A 14,539-nucleotide genomic window follows, 5' to 3' on the forward strand; every position below is an offset into this window, starting at 1 on the left:
AAAGCAGCCCATCCAACGCTACGAATCACTCATTTATCTGACAGTCAGGACAAAATGTCGTACCGCGCCCACCGACTACGATTTTGGAAAGTTCTCCATTGCACCTCTTACACTCTTGACCTGCTCTACCATAGACAAATAAACTGTCCTGATAAGTTCCAACTTTTCCCTGACTATTTACATAGGAACGTATTGTACTTCCACCTTTGTTTACAGCATCTTTTAACGTATTCACAATCTCAGCATGAAGCTCTTCAATTTCGTTTTCTTTTAACGTTGAAGCCACTCGCTCAGGATGAATACCAGCTTTAAACAATGCCTCATCCACATAAATATTTCCTAACCCCACAACGATTGTTTGATCTAATAATACCGTTTTTACTTTCCTAGAAGTCTTTTTAAACCCCTGTTGTAAAACTTCTGGGGTAAACTGATCAGAAAATGGTTCATAACCTAGCTGAGCAAGCGGCAACTCATTTTCTTCTATTCCAATCGGAAACAAGTGCATCGTGCCAAATTTACGTACATCATGGTATCGAAGTTCTGTCCCATCATCAAAAGTGAAGAATACGTGAGTATGATGATCAAACTCTTCTTCTATAGATGTTAACTTATATTTCCCTTCCATTCGAAGATGCGAAACGATCACATCATCCTCGAGTATAAGCTTTAGAAACTTCCCTCTTCTTCTTACACCCTTAAATGTCTGTCCAATCACCTTCATTTTAAATGCTTCGACATCATCAGGTTTCTTGATGATTTTTGGCCATTTTACTAATACATTTGTAATTCGTTTCCCTACGATTAATTCTTCGAGCGTGCGTTTAACTGTTTCTACTTCTGGTAATTCAGGCATTATTCCCTCTCCTTTGATGCCTACTTCGCATCATACCAGGTGGAGCCATATTCATAATCAACTTTCAGCGGTACATCCAGTTTGATTGCAGATTCCATCACTTCAGGTACGATCCGTTTTAACGTTTCAATTTCTTCTTCTGGTGCCTCAAAAATTAATTCATCGTGTACTTGAAGTAGCATACGCGTTTTTAGATTTTCTTCTTTTAATCGCGTATCCATTTGAACCATCGCAAGCTTAATAATATCAGCAGCCGTTCCTTGAATCGGTGTGTTCATTGCCGTTCTTTCAGCAAACCCTCTTTGATTAAAGTTCCTTGAGTTAATTTCGGGCAGATATCTTCTTCGCTGGAGCATTGTTGATACATACCCCTCTTCTTTCGCCTTAACAACTACATCTTCCATGTAATTTTTCACCCCTGGGAAACTCTCTAAGTACCGATCGATGAATTCGCCAGCTTCCTTTCTCGAAACGTCAATACTTTGAGAAAGACCATAATCACTAATACCATAAACAATTCCGAAATTAACAGCTTTCGCGTGTCTTCTCATATTCGACGTAACGTCATCCTTGTTAACGTTGAACACATTCATCGCTGTTTTCGTATGAATATCCTCATCCTGTTGGAAAGCTTGGATTAAATTTTGATCCTGAGCGATGTGTGCAAGGACTCTTAGTTCAATTTGCGAATAGTCTGCCGCAAACATAACCCAGTTTTCATTAGATGGAATGAAAGCTTTTCTAATCTTACGGCCTTCTTCTAAACGAATCGGGATGTTCTGTAAGTTAGGGTCTGTAGAACTAAGTCGACCTGTTTGCGTGAGAGCCTGGTTAAACCTTGTATGAATTTTCCCAGTATCAGAATAGATCACTTTTAGTAAACCTTCTACATATGTTGAATTCAACTTCCCTAATTGACGGTAAAGAAGAATTTCTGGAATAACATCGTGTTTACTTTCAAGCTTTTCGAGTACATCAGCTGAAGTTGAATATCCAGTTTTTGTTTTCTTAATCACCGGAAGCTCTAGCTTATCAAATAGAACCTCACCGAGTTGCTTAGGCGAATTGATGTTAAACTCTGTACCTGCAAGTTCAAAAATCCTTGCTTCGATTTTGCTTAATTTCTCATTTAACTCTGCACCCATTTTCTCAAGGAATTTCGTATCAACGGATACACCTTTTGTTTCCATTTCACCAAGAACAAGGGTTAACGGCATTTCAAGATCGTGAAATAGCTCATATTGTTCATTCTTTTTTAACTGTTCTTCAAGTGTCTCTTTTAATTGGAAAACAGCGAAAGCTTTTCGAACAAGGTGGTCTGCAAGCTCGTCTTGTTCTGGAAGTTTGCGTTTTGCCCCTTTACCATAAACCGATTCATCAGAGGAAACGATTGAAAAGCCTTCTCGACGAGAAATAGCAGATATATCATGCGTTGACTCAGAGGGATTCAGTAAATAAGAAGCAATTACTAAATCAAACGTAATGCCTTCTAGCGCAACCCCTTTCCACCCTAGAGCAACAACTGCTCGCTTCGCATCAAACACCCACTTCTTCTGAGATCGATCTTCAAGGAAGTTTTTTAATAGCTTAGAAGACATTGCGACTTCGGTTGGTATGAAATAATTCCCATTTTCATTCACAATAGAAATACCTTGTATTTCCGCATTGTGATAATTTTCTTCCATTACCTCAACGATCATGGCAGAAGGACTGATTAAATGATGCTCTTCAATTTCTTTAACCAAATCAAAAGACAATTCATCTATTTCTTGTTCTTCATTTTGCTCTCCACCAATTCGATTAAGAAGGTTTTTAAAGCCGAGCTCATTAAATAATGAAACTACAGCATCATGTTCATATCCGCTGTATGACAGATCATTTATTCCAAGCTCAAGAGGCGTCTCCTTAAATATTGTTACGAGTTCCTTACTCATCATGGCCTGATCACGGTTCTCTTCAAGTTTTTCCTTAAGCTTTTTGCCCGACACTTTATCAAGCGACTCATAAACCGCATCAACTGTGCCAAATTGCTTCAATAATTTAAGAGCCGTTTTTTCTCCAACCCCTGGTACCCCAGGGATATTATCCGAGTTATCACCCATTAGCGCCTTCATATCGATAATTTGATCTGGAGAAAGTCCATATTTTTCATTAAGAAATGCAGGGTCATATGTATCAATATCTGTAATCCCTTTACGAGTTAAAGCAACATGAACGTTATCTGAAACTAGCTGAAGAAGATCCTTATCACCGGAGTATATTTTAACTTCCCAATCTTCCTTACTCGCAATGGTTGATACCGTTCCAATAATGTCATCTGCTTCATAGTTCTTAATTTCATATCTCTTAATATTAAAGGCATCTAGCACCTCACGAATGACAGGAAACTGTTCACTCAATTCAGAAGGAGTCTTTTGTCTACCACCTTTGTATTCTGTATATGTCTTATGACGGAACGTGGTTTTTCCTGCATCAAACGCTACGAGCATATGAGTTGGTGATTCATTTTCAATAATCTTCAGCAACATCGTTGTAAAACCTAACACCGCATTCGTATATACACCCTTATCATTGTTTAGCAATGGCAATGCGAAAAATGCACGATAAGCAATACTATTTCCATCAATTAATACTAATTTGTTTTTCAATCGAAATCCTCCCGTTTCATTCATATAGACGTTTTATTATCGCTAAAATTATAAAAAGCGACGCCTGCTCCTTTCATTTTACCACGATGGCAAAAAGAAAGAAAAACAAGCGCCAATAAACAAATAAAGCATAATAAAATCACGACTTAACATTTTCAATAAAGTTTTGATTTTGTATAGAAGGCATTCCATAATATGATCTAAAAAAAAGGAGACGAGTTATACTCGTCTCAAAAATATGCTCTCGTCATGATGAAGGGGTCAATTGTTACTTTACAGAAATAGTTTAAAGGACATATAAATAGAGTGTAAAGAAATCGTAAAGTTTAGAAATGTCTCTCTTTGTTAAGTGTAATCACGAATGTTGTCCCATCTCCAAGTTCGCTCTTCACATCAATACGACCATGATGTGCTTCAACAAGGTGTTTCACTATAGCAAGCCCAAGACCCGTTCCGCCTGAATTTCTACTTCTAGCCCGGTCCACTCGATAGAAACGTTCAAATATCCTAGGAAGTTCTTCTTTACGAATGCCAATTCCGTTATCCGAAATAATGAACTGAACAATGTCACTTGACTCTTTAACAGAAATCGTAACTTTGCCTTCTTCCGGTGTATACGTAATGCTATTGGCAATTAAATTCAGAAACACTTGTTTTAAACGATTTGTATCTCCTTTAATATGAAGATTCCCCTCATATTGGACATTCACTTCAATGCCCTTTTTTTCTGCTTTGCTTTGAGTCATTAACAAACAATCATCAATAACCTCTTTTAAGTCCACAACTTGCCAGTTTAATGAGAAATGCTTTTGTTCCATTTTAGATAAATCGAGAAGATCCTGAATTAAACTTTGAAGTCGATCACTTTCATTTAGAATAATGGTAAGAAAACGAGTTCTAAAAGCTTTATTTTCCATAGCGCCATCTAATAATGTTTCAGCAAACCCTTTGAGCGAAGTCACCGGCGTTTTCAATTCATGAGAAACGTTTGCTACGAAGTCTTTGCGCATTTGTTCGAGCTTCTTCAATTCTGTAATATCGTGAAAAACAAGGACAACACCTTTCAGCTTATTGTCCTGATCAAGAATTGGTGCACCAGACACATCAAAATGCCTTATTTCAATTCCCACTTCTAACTCAACCTGCTTACGCACTGTTTGTTCTACAAGAAGTGTCTCCTCAACAATACGAATAATATCTCGATAAGGAATAGCCTCATAATAAAGCAGGTCCATATAATCATTTACTTGGATTTGAAAAGTGTCTTTATAAAAGCGGTTTACTAAATTAATATGACCTTTTGAATCAATAAGAATTAAGCCGCTATCCATGTTTTCAATGAGTGTCATTAAGCGATTTTGCTGAATTTCATAAGATGTGGTCATGGTTTGCAAATTTCTAGCAAGTATATTTAAAGCATGACTAAGTTGTCCCGTCTCGTCTAGTTTATACTCATATGTTCTTGCCTTGAAATTTCCAGAAGCTAGTTCATTCGCAACCTTTAATGCTCCCTCCAAGGGCTTCGTTAACTGATTGGAGATACGAAGACTAATATATATAATGATAAAAAAAGCAGCTGCAAAAGAAAAAATCAATATCAGCCACATATTCGATAGAGCTTCCTGACTAGCACTCTCGAATAGAATTCCTTCAAATAAATTGCCAAGGAAAACGATCATCATAGAAAATACGATAAAGAGGATAACAAATTGAGCATTAAGAAAGCGTGAACGAAATCTTTTCATTAAATTGAGGGCTCCTCTAACTTATACCCAAGACCCCTGATTGTTTTAATGTATTCAGGTTTGCGCGTATTCTGTTCGATCTTTTCACGTAAGTGACTAACATGCACATCAACAATTCTCGTATCTCCTACAAAATCATAATTCCATACAGCGCTTAACAGCTGCTCTCTTGTAAGTACACGTCCTTTATGACGTAAAAGATAAACGAGTAACTCAAATTCTTTCGGGGTTACCTCCATAATTTCTTCTTGGAAGAATGCTTCATAATTATTAGGGTATACTTCCAATTCTCCAACTTGGATTTTTTCGGATTCTTCCATTTGGCTAGCAGCCTTTGATTCCTCAAGTTGTTTCACTCGTCTGAGAATAGCTTTGATTCTGGCCACTACTTCCCTTGGACTAAATGGCTTCGTCATATAATCATCAGCACCTAGTTCAAGACCAAGCACTTTATCAAATTCATCATCCTTTGCAGTTAACATCAGCACCGGTGTGTGAATATGACGTTGTCTCAATTCTTTACATACTTCTAATCCATCCATTTCAGGTAACATGAGATCAAGGATAATGCAATTCGGCTTTTCCTCAATCACGACTTCTAAAGCTTCAGCACCGTTTTCAGCAGTGACGACTTCGTATCCTGCCTGTTCAAGATTAAATTGAAGCAATGTTAAAATTGATATTTCATCATCAACAACTAGTATTTTTTGAGCCATTGTCAAATCCCCCTAACGAATTTCCCCATTCATCAATACCGATTCTTATACCAGGCGGTTTTCTTTATTTTAGCCTGAATACTTTCATCATACTATTTTTTTCACAAAGGCAAAAGAAAAACTTAAGCTATCCACGATATTAACCGTTTTCCATACGTATGAAATTTCGTTACAAAAAAAGAGCCCAAAATGGGCTCTAAAAATTATCAAATGAAGTTGACTTTGTTAGTGGTTTAGCAGGATATGGAGGGCTGACAGTGAAAGTTCCGTCTAAAATGGAATCCTCCGATTCGTTTACACCCTTAACAGCTATGACGACTTCATGTGCTTCTTTAGACACGTTTATGACTTCAAACTTGAAGTGAAGCGTCTCATAATGATGAACCGGGTTTTCATATTTCACTTCATGTTTCTTAAGACTACTTCCAGGTCCTGGCAAATATTTAGAAATAGCACCTGTTACGATAGCAAGGAGCATAATTTGCGGAACAATCGGCTTTTTAAAAGGCGTCATAGAGGCATAATCATGCTGAATGAATAGGGGATTGTTATCGTTGGAAATTCCAAGGTAGAGAAGAAGATCTCGATCCTCTATTTTTTCTGATACTTCAAGCTTTTCACCAACAGAAATCTCTTCAATCATTCGTCCAATTTTTCGTTTTTTCCCTAAAAGCACAGCTACTCCCCCTTATATAAGAAAGCGCTTTCTTATAATGTTGTAAAAGAGATCCGGTTAACACCGGATCTACTTTAATGGCATTATTAACCTAATACCGTCATAACTTTGCGAACAGACTCGGCTGATTTATCCAGCTCTTTCTTTTCTTCGTCAGTTAAATCTAATTCGATGATGTCTTCAATCCCGTCGCCACCAAGTATTGTTGGCACACCAAGGTATAGACCATCATAGCCATATTCACCCTCAAGATAAGCAATTGTAGGAAGCACACGACGTTGATCTTTTAAAATGGCTTCAACCATCTCAACAAGAGATGCAGCAGGAGCATAATAAGCACTACCATTTCCAAGCAGACTTACAATTTCCCCGCCACCTTTACGTGTACGTTCTACAATTTCATTAAGCCGGTCTTCAGAAATAAGGCTTTGAAGAGGAATGCCTCCAGCAAATGAATAGCGAACAAGTGGTACCATATCATCACCATGACCACCAAGTACGAAACCGGTAATATCTTTCACAGAAAGATTTAATTCTTCAGCAATAAATGAACGGAATCGTGCAGAATCAAGAATGCCTGATTGCCCGATGACACGGTTTTTAGGGAGACCTGACTCCTTAAATACCGTATACGTCATGGCATCTACAGGATTTGTTAGAACAACTATTGTCGTTTCAGGAGAATATTTTACGATTTCTTGAGTAACGCTCTTCATGATTTTGGCATTAGTATTCACAAGATCATCGCGACTCATCCCTGGTTTCCTTGCAATTCCAGCAGTAATAACAACAATATCTGAATCAGCTGTATCTTCATAGCTTGAAGTCCCTGTGATTTTAGAGTCAAATCCTTGAACTGGGCTTGCTTCAAACATATCAAGAGCTTTTCCTTTTGTCGGACCTTCTTGATTTGGGATATCTACAAGTACTACATCAGCAAGTTCTTTTTGAGCTAGTAGAAAAGCCGTCGTTGCCCCTGTAAATCCTGCACCAATTACGGAAACTTTCTTACGTTTCATTGTCATTTAATAGCCACTCCTTTAATCCAGTTCAAAATTGGTGGTCTGTTGAATTAGTCCATATTGTTGATTAGTTCATCACCAAATTCAGATGTTTTCACTTCTGTTGCGCCGTCCATTAGTCGCGCAAAATCATATGTTACAACTTTATTCGCAATTGATTTTTCCATGGCATCAAGAACTAGCTTAGCTGCTTCATTCCATCCAATGTGCTCAAGCATAAGAACGCCTGACAAAATAACAGATGATGGATTTACTTTATCAAGACCAGCATATTTTGGAGCTGTACCATGCGTTGCTTCAAAAATAGCATGACCAGTTTCATAGTTGATATTTGCTCCTGGAGCAATACCAATTCCACCAACTTGCGCTGCAAGAGCATCCGATACATAATCACCATTAAGGTTCATTGTAGCGACAACGTCGAACTCAGCTGGACGAGTAAGAATTTGTTGCAAGAAAATGTCCGCAATCGCATCTTTCACGATGAGTTTGCCTTCACCTTCTGCTTTAGATTGAGCTTCGTTCGCAGCATCTTTACCTTTTTCTTCAACGATACGATCGTATTCAGCCCAAGTAAAGACTTTATCTCCAAATTCTTGTTCAGCCACTTCATAGCCCCAGTTTTTAAATGCGCCTTCTGTGAACTTCATGATGTTCCCTTTATGAACAAGGGTTACATTTCTACGACCTTCGTCAAGAGCGTATTGAATCGCTGCGCGAACAAGACGCTTCGTTCCTTCTTCAGAAACTGGCTTAATACCAATGCCTGAAGTTTCAGGGAAACGAATGTTTTTTGCACCCATTTCATCTTGAAGGAATGAAATCACTTTTTTCACTTCATCTGATCCTTTTTGGAACTCGATTCCAGCATAGATATCTTCTGTATTTTCTCGGAAAATAACCATATCTGTATCTTCAGGGCGTTTTACTGGAGAAGGAACTCCTTTAAAATAACGAACTGGACGAAGGCAAGTAAATAAATCAAGCTCTTGACGAAGTGCAACGTTAAGAGAACGAATGCCTCCTCCTACAGGTGTTGTAAGTGGCCCTTTAATTGCAATTATGTATTCACGAATTGCATCAAGAGTAGCTGCTGGTAGCCATTCACCTGTTTTATCGTAGGCTTTTTGACCTGCATATACTTCTTTCCATACAATTTTCTTCTTTCCTCCGTAAGCTTTGTCTACGGCACCTTCGATAACTTTAGAGGCAGCTGCCCAAATATCTGGACCAGTCCCATCTCCTTCAATATACGGAATAATTGCGTGATCTGGAACATTTAGTACACCATTATTTACGGTAATCTTCTCTCCATTTGCCATTCTGTATTCCTCCTATTGAAATAACTTTTATGTTAGCTAAGCAGGGAAGAAATGATCCTCCCTGAGTTTTCTTCTATCTGTCTTCTACTTTTACATATGTCTGATTCGTTGAACCAATATATTCTGCACGTGGACGAATGAGGCGATTGTTACTATATTGCTCTAGAATATGAGCAATCCAACCAGAAACTCTACTCACTGCAAAAAGTGGCGTGAACAGGTCATGGTCAATGCCAAGACTATGGTAAACAGAAGCTGAATAGAAATCTACGTTAGGTGGAAGACCTTTCTCACTTGTAACGATTTCTTCCATCTTCGTTGACATCTCATACCATTTTGTTTCACCTGTAAGGTCAGTTAACTGACGTGACATCTCTCGTAAATGCTTCGCACGCGGGTCACCTGTCTTGTAAACGCGATGTCCAAAGCCCATGATCTTTTCTTTGTTATCAAATGCATTTTGCAAATAAGGTTCGACATTATCAACGCTGCCGATTTCACTTAACATAGCCATCACGCGTTCATTTGCCCCACCGTGAAGAGGTCCCTTAAGAGCACCAATCGCTGCTGTGACACCTGAATACATATCAGATAAAGTAGCTACACATACGCGAGCGGTAAAAGTGGAAGCGTTCAGTTCATGGTCTGCATGAAGGACTAGGGCTTTATTGATAGCTGTCACAGCCACATCTTCCGGAAGCTCACCAGTTAATGTGTATAAAAAGTTAGCTGCAAAGCTTAGATCTTTCTTAGGTTCTACTGGAGCCTTTCCTTCACGAACCCGGGAAAAAGCGGTTACAACAGTAGGTATTTTAGCTTGAAGACGAATCGCCTTACGATAATTCGCTTCTTCACTCATATCATCTGCTTCTTCGTCATATAAAGCAAGTGTAGAAACAGCAGTACGAAGAGCTGCCATCGGATGTACTTTATCACTTGGATAAGACTTCATTTGAGCAACGATTTCTTCAGGAATAGCTGCATTTTTGGCAAAATCAGCTGTAAATTCCTCAAGTTCTGTCTTATTTGGAAGTTTATCATTCCATAAAAGATAAATTACTTCTTCAAAACTAGCATTCTCAGCGAGGTCATCGATGTTATATCCTCTGTATGTTAAGACATCATTAACGATAGAACTAATCGATGATGTTGTTGCAACTACGCCTTCTAATCCGCGTGTAGTCGTCATACGTCTCCCTCTCCTTTTCCATATTATTGGCTCTGATATTTTCTAAAAATTCTGCTTTGATAACGCTTTTAAAACGCTCCAAAAAAAATAAGAACCTATGTACAAGTTGGTGCGTCAGTTCTCATTATAAACAATTCTCTGATATTTGTGAATGAATATGCATAATTTCATCAATTCCTTTTTTTCTCACATGCCGAAAATCTGAATTGATAATCAAAGAAATACTGCACAACCGCCCCTTCCTGAACAGTCGTTCAGTTAAAAAGTTCGACAATCTTCATAGCCATGTAGGCAATTCCAGCTCCTATTAATGGACCTACAGCAATCCCTTGAAAAACAGCAACTGCAAGAATAGTACCAAATACAAGTGCTGTCGTAATATGCGGATCATTCTGAAGTAAGACGATGCCTTTTGAAGCTATGATGGCTACAAACACTCCTGCCCCCATCGCAATCCAGGCATAGGAAGATTTGACAGCTTCTCCAAGTTGCTTAAATCCTATTTCACCACTAGCAATTGGAACGAGTACGGCAATGGTTATAATCGTAACGCCCCATGAAATGCCTTTGGATTGGAATATCGGAAACACTTTATCACCTAATCCCACTGCTTTGATTAGTAACAAAACGACTACCGCAATGATCAGTGAGCTATTCTTCGCTACAAGTGCGATCCCAAGTAAGATAAGCAAAAAGATGGTAGGCTGTGAAATAATTGTCATATAACTCCCTCTTTCACACTAACAGAACTCTTATAGTATAACAAATTTTATGAATTTAAGCACGGATCACCTCAATCCCAATTGATTGTCACGAAGCAACCGGTGTAAAATATAGGAAAGACATAAGGGGGATTCAAATGAATTGGAAGTACATACATAGAATCTTACGCTTTCTACTTGTCATTCTTCTTATTATTGTTTCTCTGATCTCCTTTTATTATATCTGGCATCTTGCTTATCCATTTGTCATCGCTCTTTTGCTCGCTTTTCTAATTAACCCTCTCGTAGACTTATTAGAAAACCGAGCGAAAATACCGAGGCCGCTCGCTGTAGCCCTATCAATTCTATTCCTTATCGGAGTCCTTGCTGCCTTTATTGCTCTGCTAGTAAATGAAGTTGTACAAGGCGTTGTATACCTCGCAAATGTATTACCAGGAAATTTCCAAGAAATTGTCTTATTCATAGAAGATCTTTTCGTGTCTCACGTCATGCCACTTTATTATCAGCTTGAAGAATTATTTAAGGATTTGAACAAAGATCAACAAACCACAGTACTCGATAATATCCAGTCCATTGGAACAACCATTACAACTACCCTTACGAATATACTTCAATCTCTTGTTGAAGGAATCCGCTCGTTTATTGTCAGCTTACCTACGATCCTAACAGTTCTGATCTTTTCTATGCTTGCCACTTTTTTTATTAGTAAAGACTGGTATAAGTTCATAAATTGGATGAAACTAAAAGTAAAAACTGATATCCAAGAAAGTATTAGCACCGTTTATATTGACTTAAGACGCGCTCTTTTTGGTTTTTTGAAAGCACAGCTTACCCTTATTTCAATGACAGCAATTATCGTTTTAATTGGTCTTTTTATTTTACGAGTAGATTATGCGATTACCATAGCGATTATCATTGGGCTTGTCGATTTACTACCATACCTTGGTACAGGCGCAGTTTTCGTGCCATGGATGATTTATTCCTTTTTAATCGGAAACTACGGATTGACCATAGGACTTTCTATTCTTTATGGAATTGTCGTGATTCAGCGGCAAGTCATGGAGCCTAAAGTGCTATCATCGAATATTGGACTTGATCCTCTCGCAACATTGATTGCTCTCTTTGTAGGCTTCCAACTATTTGGATTCATTGGTCTAATCATCGGCCCAGTTCTTCTCGTGGTACTAAAAACTCTTTATCACGCAAATGTTTTTAAGGACATTTGGGTTTTTATCAAAGGAGTATAAGTTTAATTACACTGTTAACTTTAGTGGTTCTTACAACCTTTGCTCGCAACCAATTAGATGAATCTCTAATAGAAAAATCGGCCTGGGTGACTCTATCAAATCTCCTTTAATAATAAAAGCAAAAAAAGCATGGCAGCAACGTCTCATTTAGACGATACTGCCATGCTAGAGCCGAAAGGTTCTCGCTATCTACTAATTATTATTTTTGTATCTCAGTAGCGTCATAAACTTTAACATCTAAAGGTGCAACTAGATATTCTGGTGCTTTACCTACAAAAGCTTGAAAATGAGCACTTTGGTTATGCGCATCGACTGCAGCCATATCTTCATAAGCTTCAATCATTTTATAAGTGTTCTCTTTTTCAACTTCTTTTGAAAGTGTATAAGAAATGTTACCTTCTTCATTTCTAGCCGCTTCAATCAAAGTTGTCACTTCTTTAAGAAATTCTTCTTCTTTAGCCGGGTTAATTTGTAATCCTGCATGAATAATAATCATTGTTCATTTCCTCTTTTCAATTTTAAATTTTTTATTTCCACTCTGCAATCGATTCAATAGGTAAGCGTACAGATTTGTAGCCTTCATTTGCTGCTTTACCAATTGAAAGCAACATAACTGGGTAGTAACGCTCTTTATCCATACCGTAAGCTTCAGCGATTTGAGCTTTCTCATATCCTCCAATTGGATTGGTGTCATAACCGTGTGCACGTGCAGCAAGCATTAACTGCATGGATACCAAACCACCATCAATGATGTTCATTTCTCTAAACTGCTCTGTTGACATTCCTTCTAACAACCCTTTAATCGCTGGAAGCTGCTGATCTCTAACTTCTGCAGGCATATACCCTTTTTGTACAGCAGTGTCATAAATTTCATCAGCATAGTCCAGGCTGTTCATATCAACAAAAACGGCAATCATTGCTGAAGAAGTTTCAACTTGAGACTGGTTGAATTTAGCAAGTGGTGCTAATGTCGCCTTTCCTTCTTCGCTATCAATAACGACAAAACGCCATGGTTGAAGGTTCACTGAAGAGGGTGCGAGTGTTGCTTCAGTTAGTATTTCAGTCATCTCTTCTTTACTTATTTTCACGGATGGATCATAATGGCGGATTGAGCGGCGCCCTGTAATAATTTCGTTAAAGTCATTTATTTTCGTTGCATTCATCGTTAATTCTCCTTAGTACTTTTCTAGTTAGTATTGAATATCTTTAATGTTATTTTGAATACGGTTAAGCATATTCGATAATTCTGATTGTTCCTGCTCAGTAAAATCTTTTAGTACCTTTTGAATGAATTGCTCTTTCTCTTTCCGAAAAGATGCAATTCGATCTCTGCCTTCTTCTGTTAACCTCACGAAGGTAAACCGGTTATCATCTGGATTTTTACGACGAGCAACCATTTTTTTCACTTCCAACTGCTTTAAATGTCTCGTTACAGCAGCGCTATCAATATTCACTTCTTTCTGCAATGCTGTTTGGCTAATTTCATCAACCTCAAACAATTTATGCAGGAGCTCTAAGCGAGACTGACTGATGCCGGTGCATCGTTCGAATTTAGGGCTCATTTGCTTGTAAATATCATTTAACTGATATAAAATTTCGCCTTCATTTGAACAAGAATTCTTCAACGCATCCTCCTCCTTCAATCAGTTGACGGGTCAATCGTTGACTCATCAACTAATATACTAGATGAGTTCCTTGATGTCAACAATAAAACCTTAATTAATTGATAGGTCAACCATTGATCTATCAATTAATATAATTTACTTGTTTATACAATGTCAAATCACACTTTATTTCTTCCAATAGAAAAGGAGCTTGAATATGTATTCAAGCTCCTTAAGGACATTTCATTATACGTTTCTAAGGCAGAATTTTTACCTTCTAATAAACATAAACTGACCATTATTCATTCGACGTTCAAGGAATTTCTTAATCCATCTCTTAAAAGGTTTTCTCGTTGCCGGGATGAGAAGTAAAAATCCTGTTGCATCTGTGATGAAGCCTGGTGTGAGTAGAACGACACCACCTACGAGTATGCATAGACCATCTAGAATAGCCTCTCCAGGCATCTGGCCTGATTGCATTTGTCTGTTAACCTTTTGGATCGTTTCTGCCCCTTCTTTACGCGCAAGCCACGCCCCTAGAATCCCTGTACCAATAATCAATAATACTGTCGGAATAAGTCCCAGTGTTCTTCCTGACAGAAGTAACAAAGCGATCTCTAGAGCTGGAACGATAATAATAAAAAGCAACAAAATACGAAACATGACATAGCTCCCTCAATCATAATCGGGAAATTGTCCCGTTAACACTATTATACGTGATTTAAAATAATTTTCGAACTCAATTGCACCATTAACCTAATCCCCAGTGAAGAATACCCAAAATAAGTTAAA

The 14,539-nt window shown here is 38.0% G+C and carries 14 protein-coding genes; 1 reads left to right on the forward strand and 13 read right to left on the reverse strand.

What is annotated here, in order from left to right; genetic code table 11:
* Positions 1-25: 25 nt before the first annotated feature.
* From mutM to AC0VYO_RS15965, 9 genes are all read right to left on the reverse strand, one after another.
* Positions 26-856, reverse strand: a complete 831-nt coding sequence (gene mutM / locus AC0VYO_RS15925; RefSeq protein ID WP_430241394.1) for a DNA-formamidopyrimidine glycosylase — start codon at positions 854-856, stop codon at positions 26-28.
* A gap of 20 nt (positions 857-876) precedes the next feature.
* The gene (gene polA / locus AC0VYO_RS15930; RefSeq protein WP_475367795.1) at positions 877-3,504 is read right to left on the reverse strand and encodes a DNA polymerase I; all 2,628 of its coding nucleotides are present in this window, start codon (positions 3,502-3,504) and stop codon (positions 877-879) included.
* A 326-nt stretch (positions 3,505-3,830) separates the two neighbouring features.
* The gene (gene pnpS / locus AC0VYO_RS15935) at positions 3,831-5,249 is read right to left on the reverse strand and encodes a two-component system histidine kinase PnpS (RefSeq protein WP_194219311.1); all 1,419 of its coding nucleotides are present in this window, start codon (positions 5,247-5,249) and stop codon (positions 3,831-3,833) included.
* Positions 5,249-5,965: a response regulator transcription factor gene (locus AC0VYO_RS15940; RefSeq protein WP_283153890.1), complete on the reverse strand. Its 717-nt coding sequence runs from the start codon at positions 5,963-5,965 to the stop codon at positions 5,249-5,251. The genes pnpS and AC0VYO_RS15940 overlap by 1 nt, the downstream gene beginning before the upstream one ends.
* 196 nt (positions 5,966-6,161) lie before the next feature.
* The gene (locus tag AC0VYO_RS15945) at positions 6,162-6,641 is read right to left on the reverse strand and encodes a MaoC family dehydratase (RefSeq protein WP_430241399.1); all 480 of its coding nucleotides are present in this window, start codon (positions 6,639-6,641) and stop codon (positions 6,162-6,164) included.
* An 86-nt stretch (positions 6,642-6,727) separates the two neighbouring features.
* A complete protein-coding gene (mdh, locus tag AC0VYO_RS15950) occupies positions 6,728-7,666 on the reverse strand; it encodes a malate dehydrogenase (protein WP_475365599.1) in 939 nt (312 codons plus the stop codon).
* A gap of 47 nt (positions 7,667-7,713) precedes the next feature.
* Entirely contained in the window at positions 7,714-8,985 is a 1,272-nt protein-coding gene (gene icd / locus AC0VYO_RS15955; protein ID WP_430241403.1) for an NADP-dependent isocitrate dehydrogenase, read from the reverse strand.
* A gap of 73 nt (positions 8,986-9,058) precedes the next feature.
* On the reverse strand, positions 9,059-10,174 hold the full coding sequence (gene citZ / locus AC0VYO_RS15960; protein WP_475367796.1) for a citrate synthase: 1,116 nt from the start codon (positions 10,172-10,174) through the stop codon (positions 9,059-9,061).
* A 254-nt stretch (positions 10,175-10,428) separates the two neighbouring features.
* On the reverse strand, positions 10,429-10,896 hold the full coding sequence (locus AC0VYO_RS15965) for a DUF441 domain-containing protein (protein ID WP_306558417.1): 468 nt from the start codon (positions 10,894-10,896) through the stop codon (positions 10,429-10,431).
* A gap of 137 nt (positions 10,897-11,033) precedes the next feature.
* On the opposite strand from AC0VYO_RS15965, the gene ytvI reads away from it, so the two are divergent.
* Entirely contained in the window at positions 11,034-12,143 is a 1,110-nt protein-coding gene (gene ytvI / locus AC0VYO_RS15970; RefSeq protein WP_475365600.1) for a sporulation integral membrane protein YtvI, read from the forward strand.
* Between the two features lie 199 nt (positions 12,144-12,342).
* On the opposite strand, the gene AC0VYO_RS15975 is transcribed toward ytvI, so the two are convergent.
* The 4 genes from AC0VYO_RS15975 to AC0VYO_RS15990 all read right to left on the reverse strand — a co-directional run bounded on the left by AC0VYO_RS15975 (position 12,343) and on the right by AC0VYO_RS15990 (position 14,410).
* Positions 12,343-12,639, reverse strand: a complete 297-nt coding sequence (locus tag AC0VYO_RS15975) for a putative quinol monooxygenase (RefSeq protein WP_430241409.1) — start codon at positions 12,637-12,639, stop codon at positions 12,343-12,345.
* Between the two features lie 31 nt (positions 12,640-12,670).
* Complete coding sequence (locus AC0VYO_RS15980; RefSeq protein ID WP_430241411.1) at positions 12,671-13,306, reverse strand: nitroreductase family protein; 636 nt, start codon at positions 13,304-13,306, stop codon at positions 12,671-12,673.
* A 27-nt stretch (positions 13,307-13,333) separates the two neighbouring features.
* Positions 13,334-13,768 (reverse strand): MarR family winged helix-turn-helix transcriptional regulator, encoded by a 435-nt coding sequence (locus tag AC0VYO_RS15985; RefSeq protein ID WP_430241413.1) that lies wholly within the window; start codon positions 13,766-13,768, stop codon positions 13,334-13,336.
* Positions 13,769-14,017: 249 nt separating this feature from the next.
* Entirely contained in the window at positions 14,018-14,410 is a 393-nt protein-coding gene (locus AC0VYO_RS15990; protein ID WP_475367797.1) for an FxsA family protein, read from the reverse strand.
* Positions 14,411-14,539 lie beyond the last annotated feature (129 nt).

The organism is Anaerobacillus sp. 63XJN7_4_ISO-PGPR-S23-413, assembly GCF_056173725.1.

Coding starts and splice junctions, on each gene's coding strand:
- mutM (WP_430241394.1), bottom strand. CDS start 856: ATGCCTGAATTACCAGAAGTAGAAACAGTTAAACGCACGCTCGAAGAA.
- pnpS (WP_194219311.1), bottom strand. CDS start 5,249: ATGAAAAGATTTCGTTCACGCTTTCTTAATGCTCAATTTGTTATCCTC.
- AC0VYO_RS15940 (WP_283153890.1), bottom strand. CDS start 5,965: ATGGCTCAAAAAATACTAGTTGTTGATGATGAAATATCAATTTTAACA.
- mdh (WP_475365599.1), bottom strand. CDS start 7,666: ATGACAATGAAACGTAAGAAAGTTTCCGTAATTGGTGCAGGATTTACA.
- icd (WP_430241403.1), bottom strand. CDS start 8,985: ATGGCAAATGGAGAGAAGATTACCGTAAATAATGGTGTACTAAATGTT.
- citZ (WP_475367796.1), bottom strand. CDS start 10,174: ATGACGACTACACGCGGATTAGAAGGCGTAGTTGCAACAACATCATCG.
- AC0VYO_RS15965 (WP_306558417.1), bottom strand. CDS start 10,896: ATGACAATTATTTCACAGCCTACCATCTTTTTGCTTATCTTACTTGGG.
- ytvI (WP_475365600.1), top strand. CDS start 11,034: ATGAATTGGAAGTACATACATAGAATCTTACGCTTTCTACTTGTCATT.
- AC0VYO_RS15975 (WP_430241409.1), bottom strand. CDS start 12,639: ATGATTATTATTCATGCAGGATTACAAATTAACCCGGCTAAAGAAGAA.
- AC0VYO_RS15980 (WP_430241411.1), bottom strand. CDS start 13,306: ATGAATGCAACGAAAATAAATGACTTTAACGAAATTATTACAGGGCGC.
- AC0VYO_RS15990 (WP_475367797.1), bottom strand. CDS start 14,410: ATGTTTCGTATTTTGTTGCTTTTTATTATTATCGTTCCAGCTCTAGAG.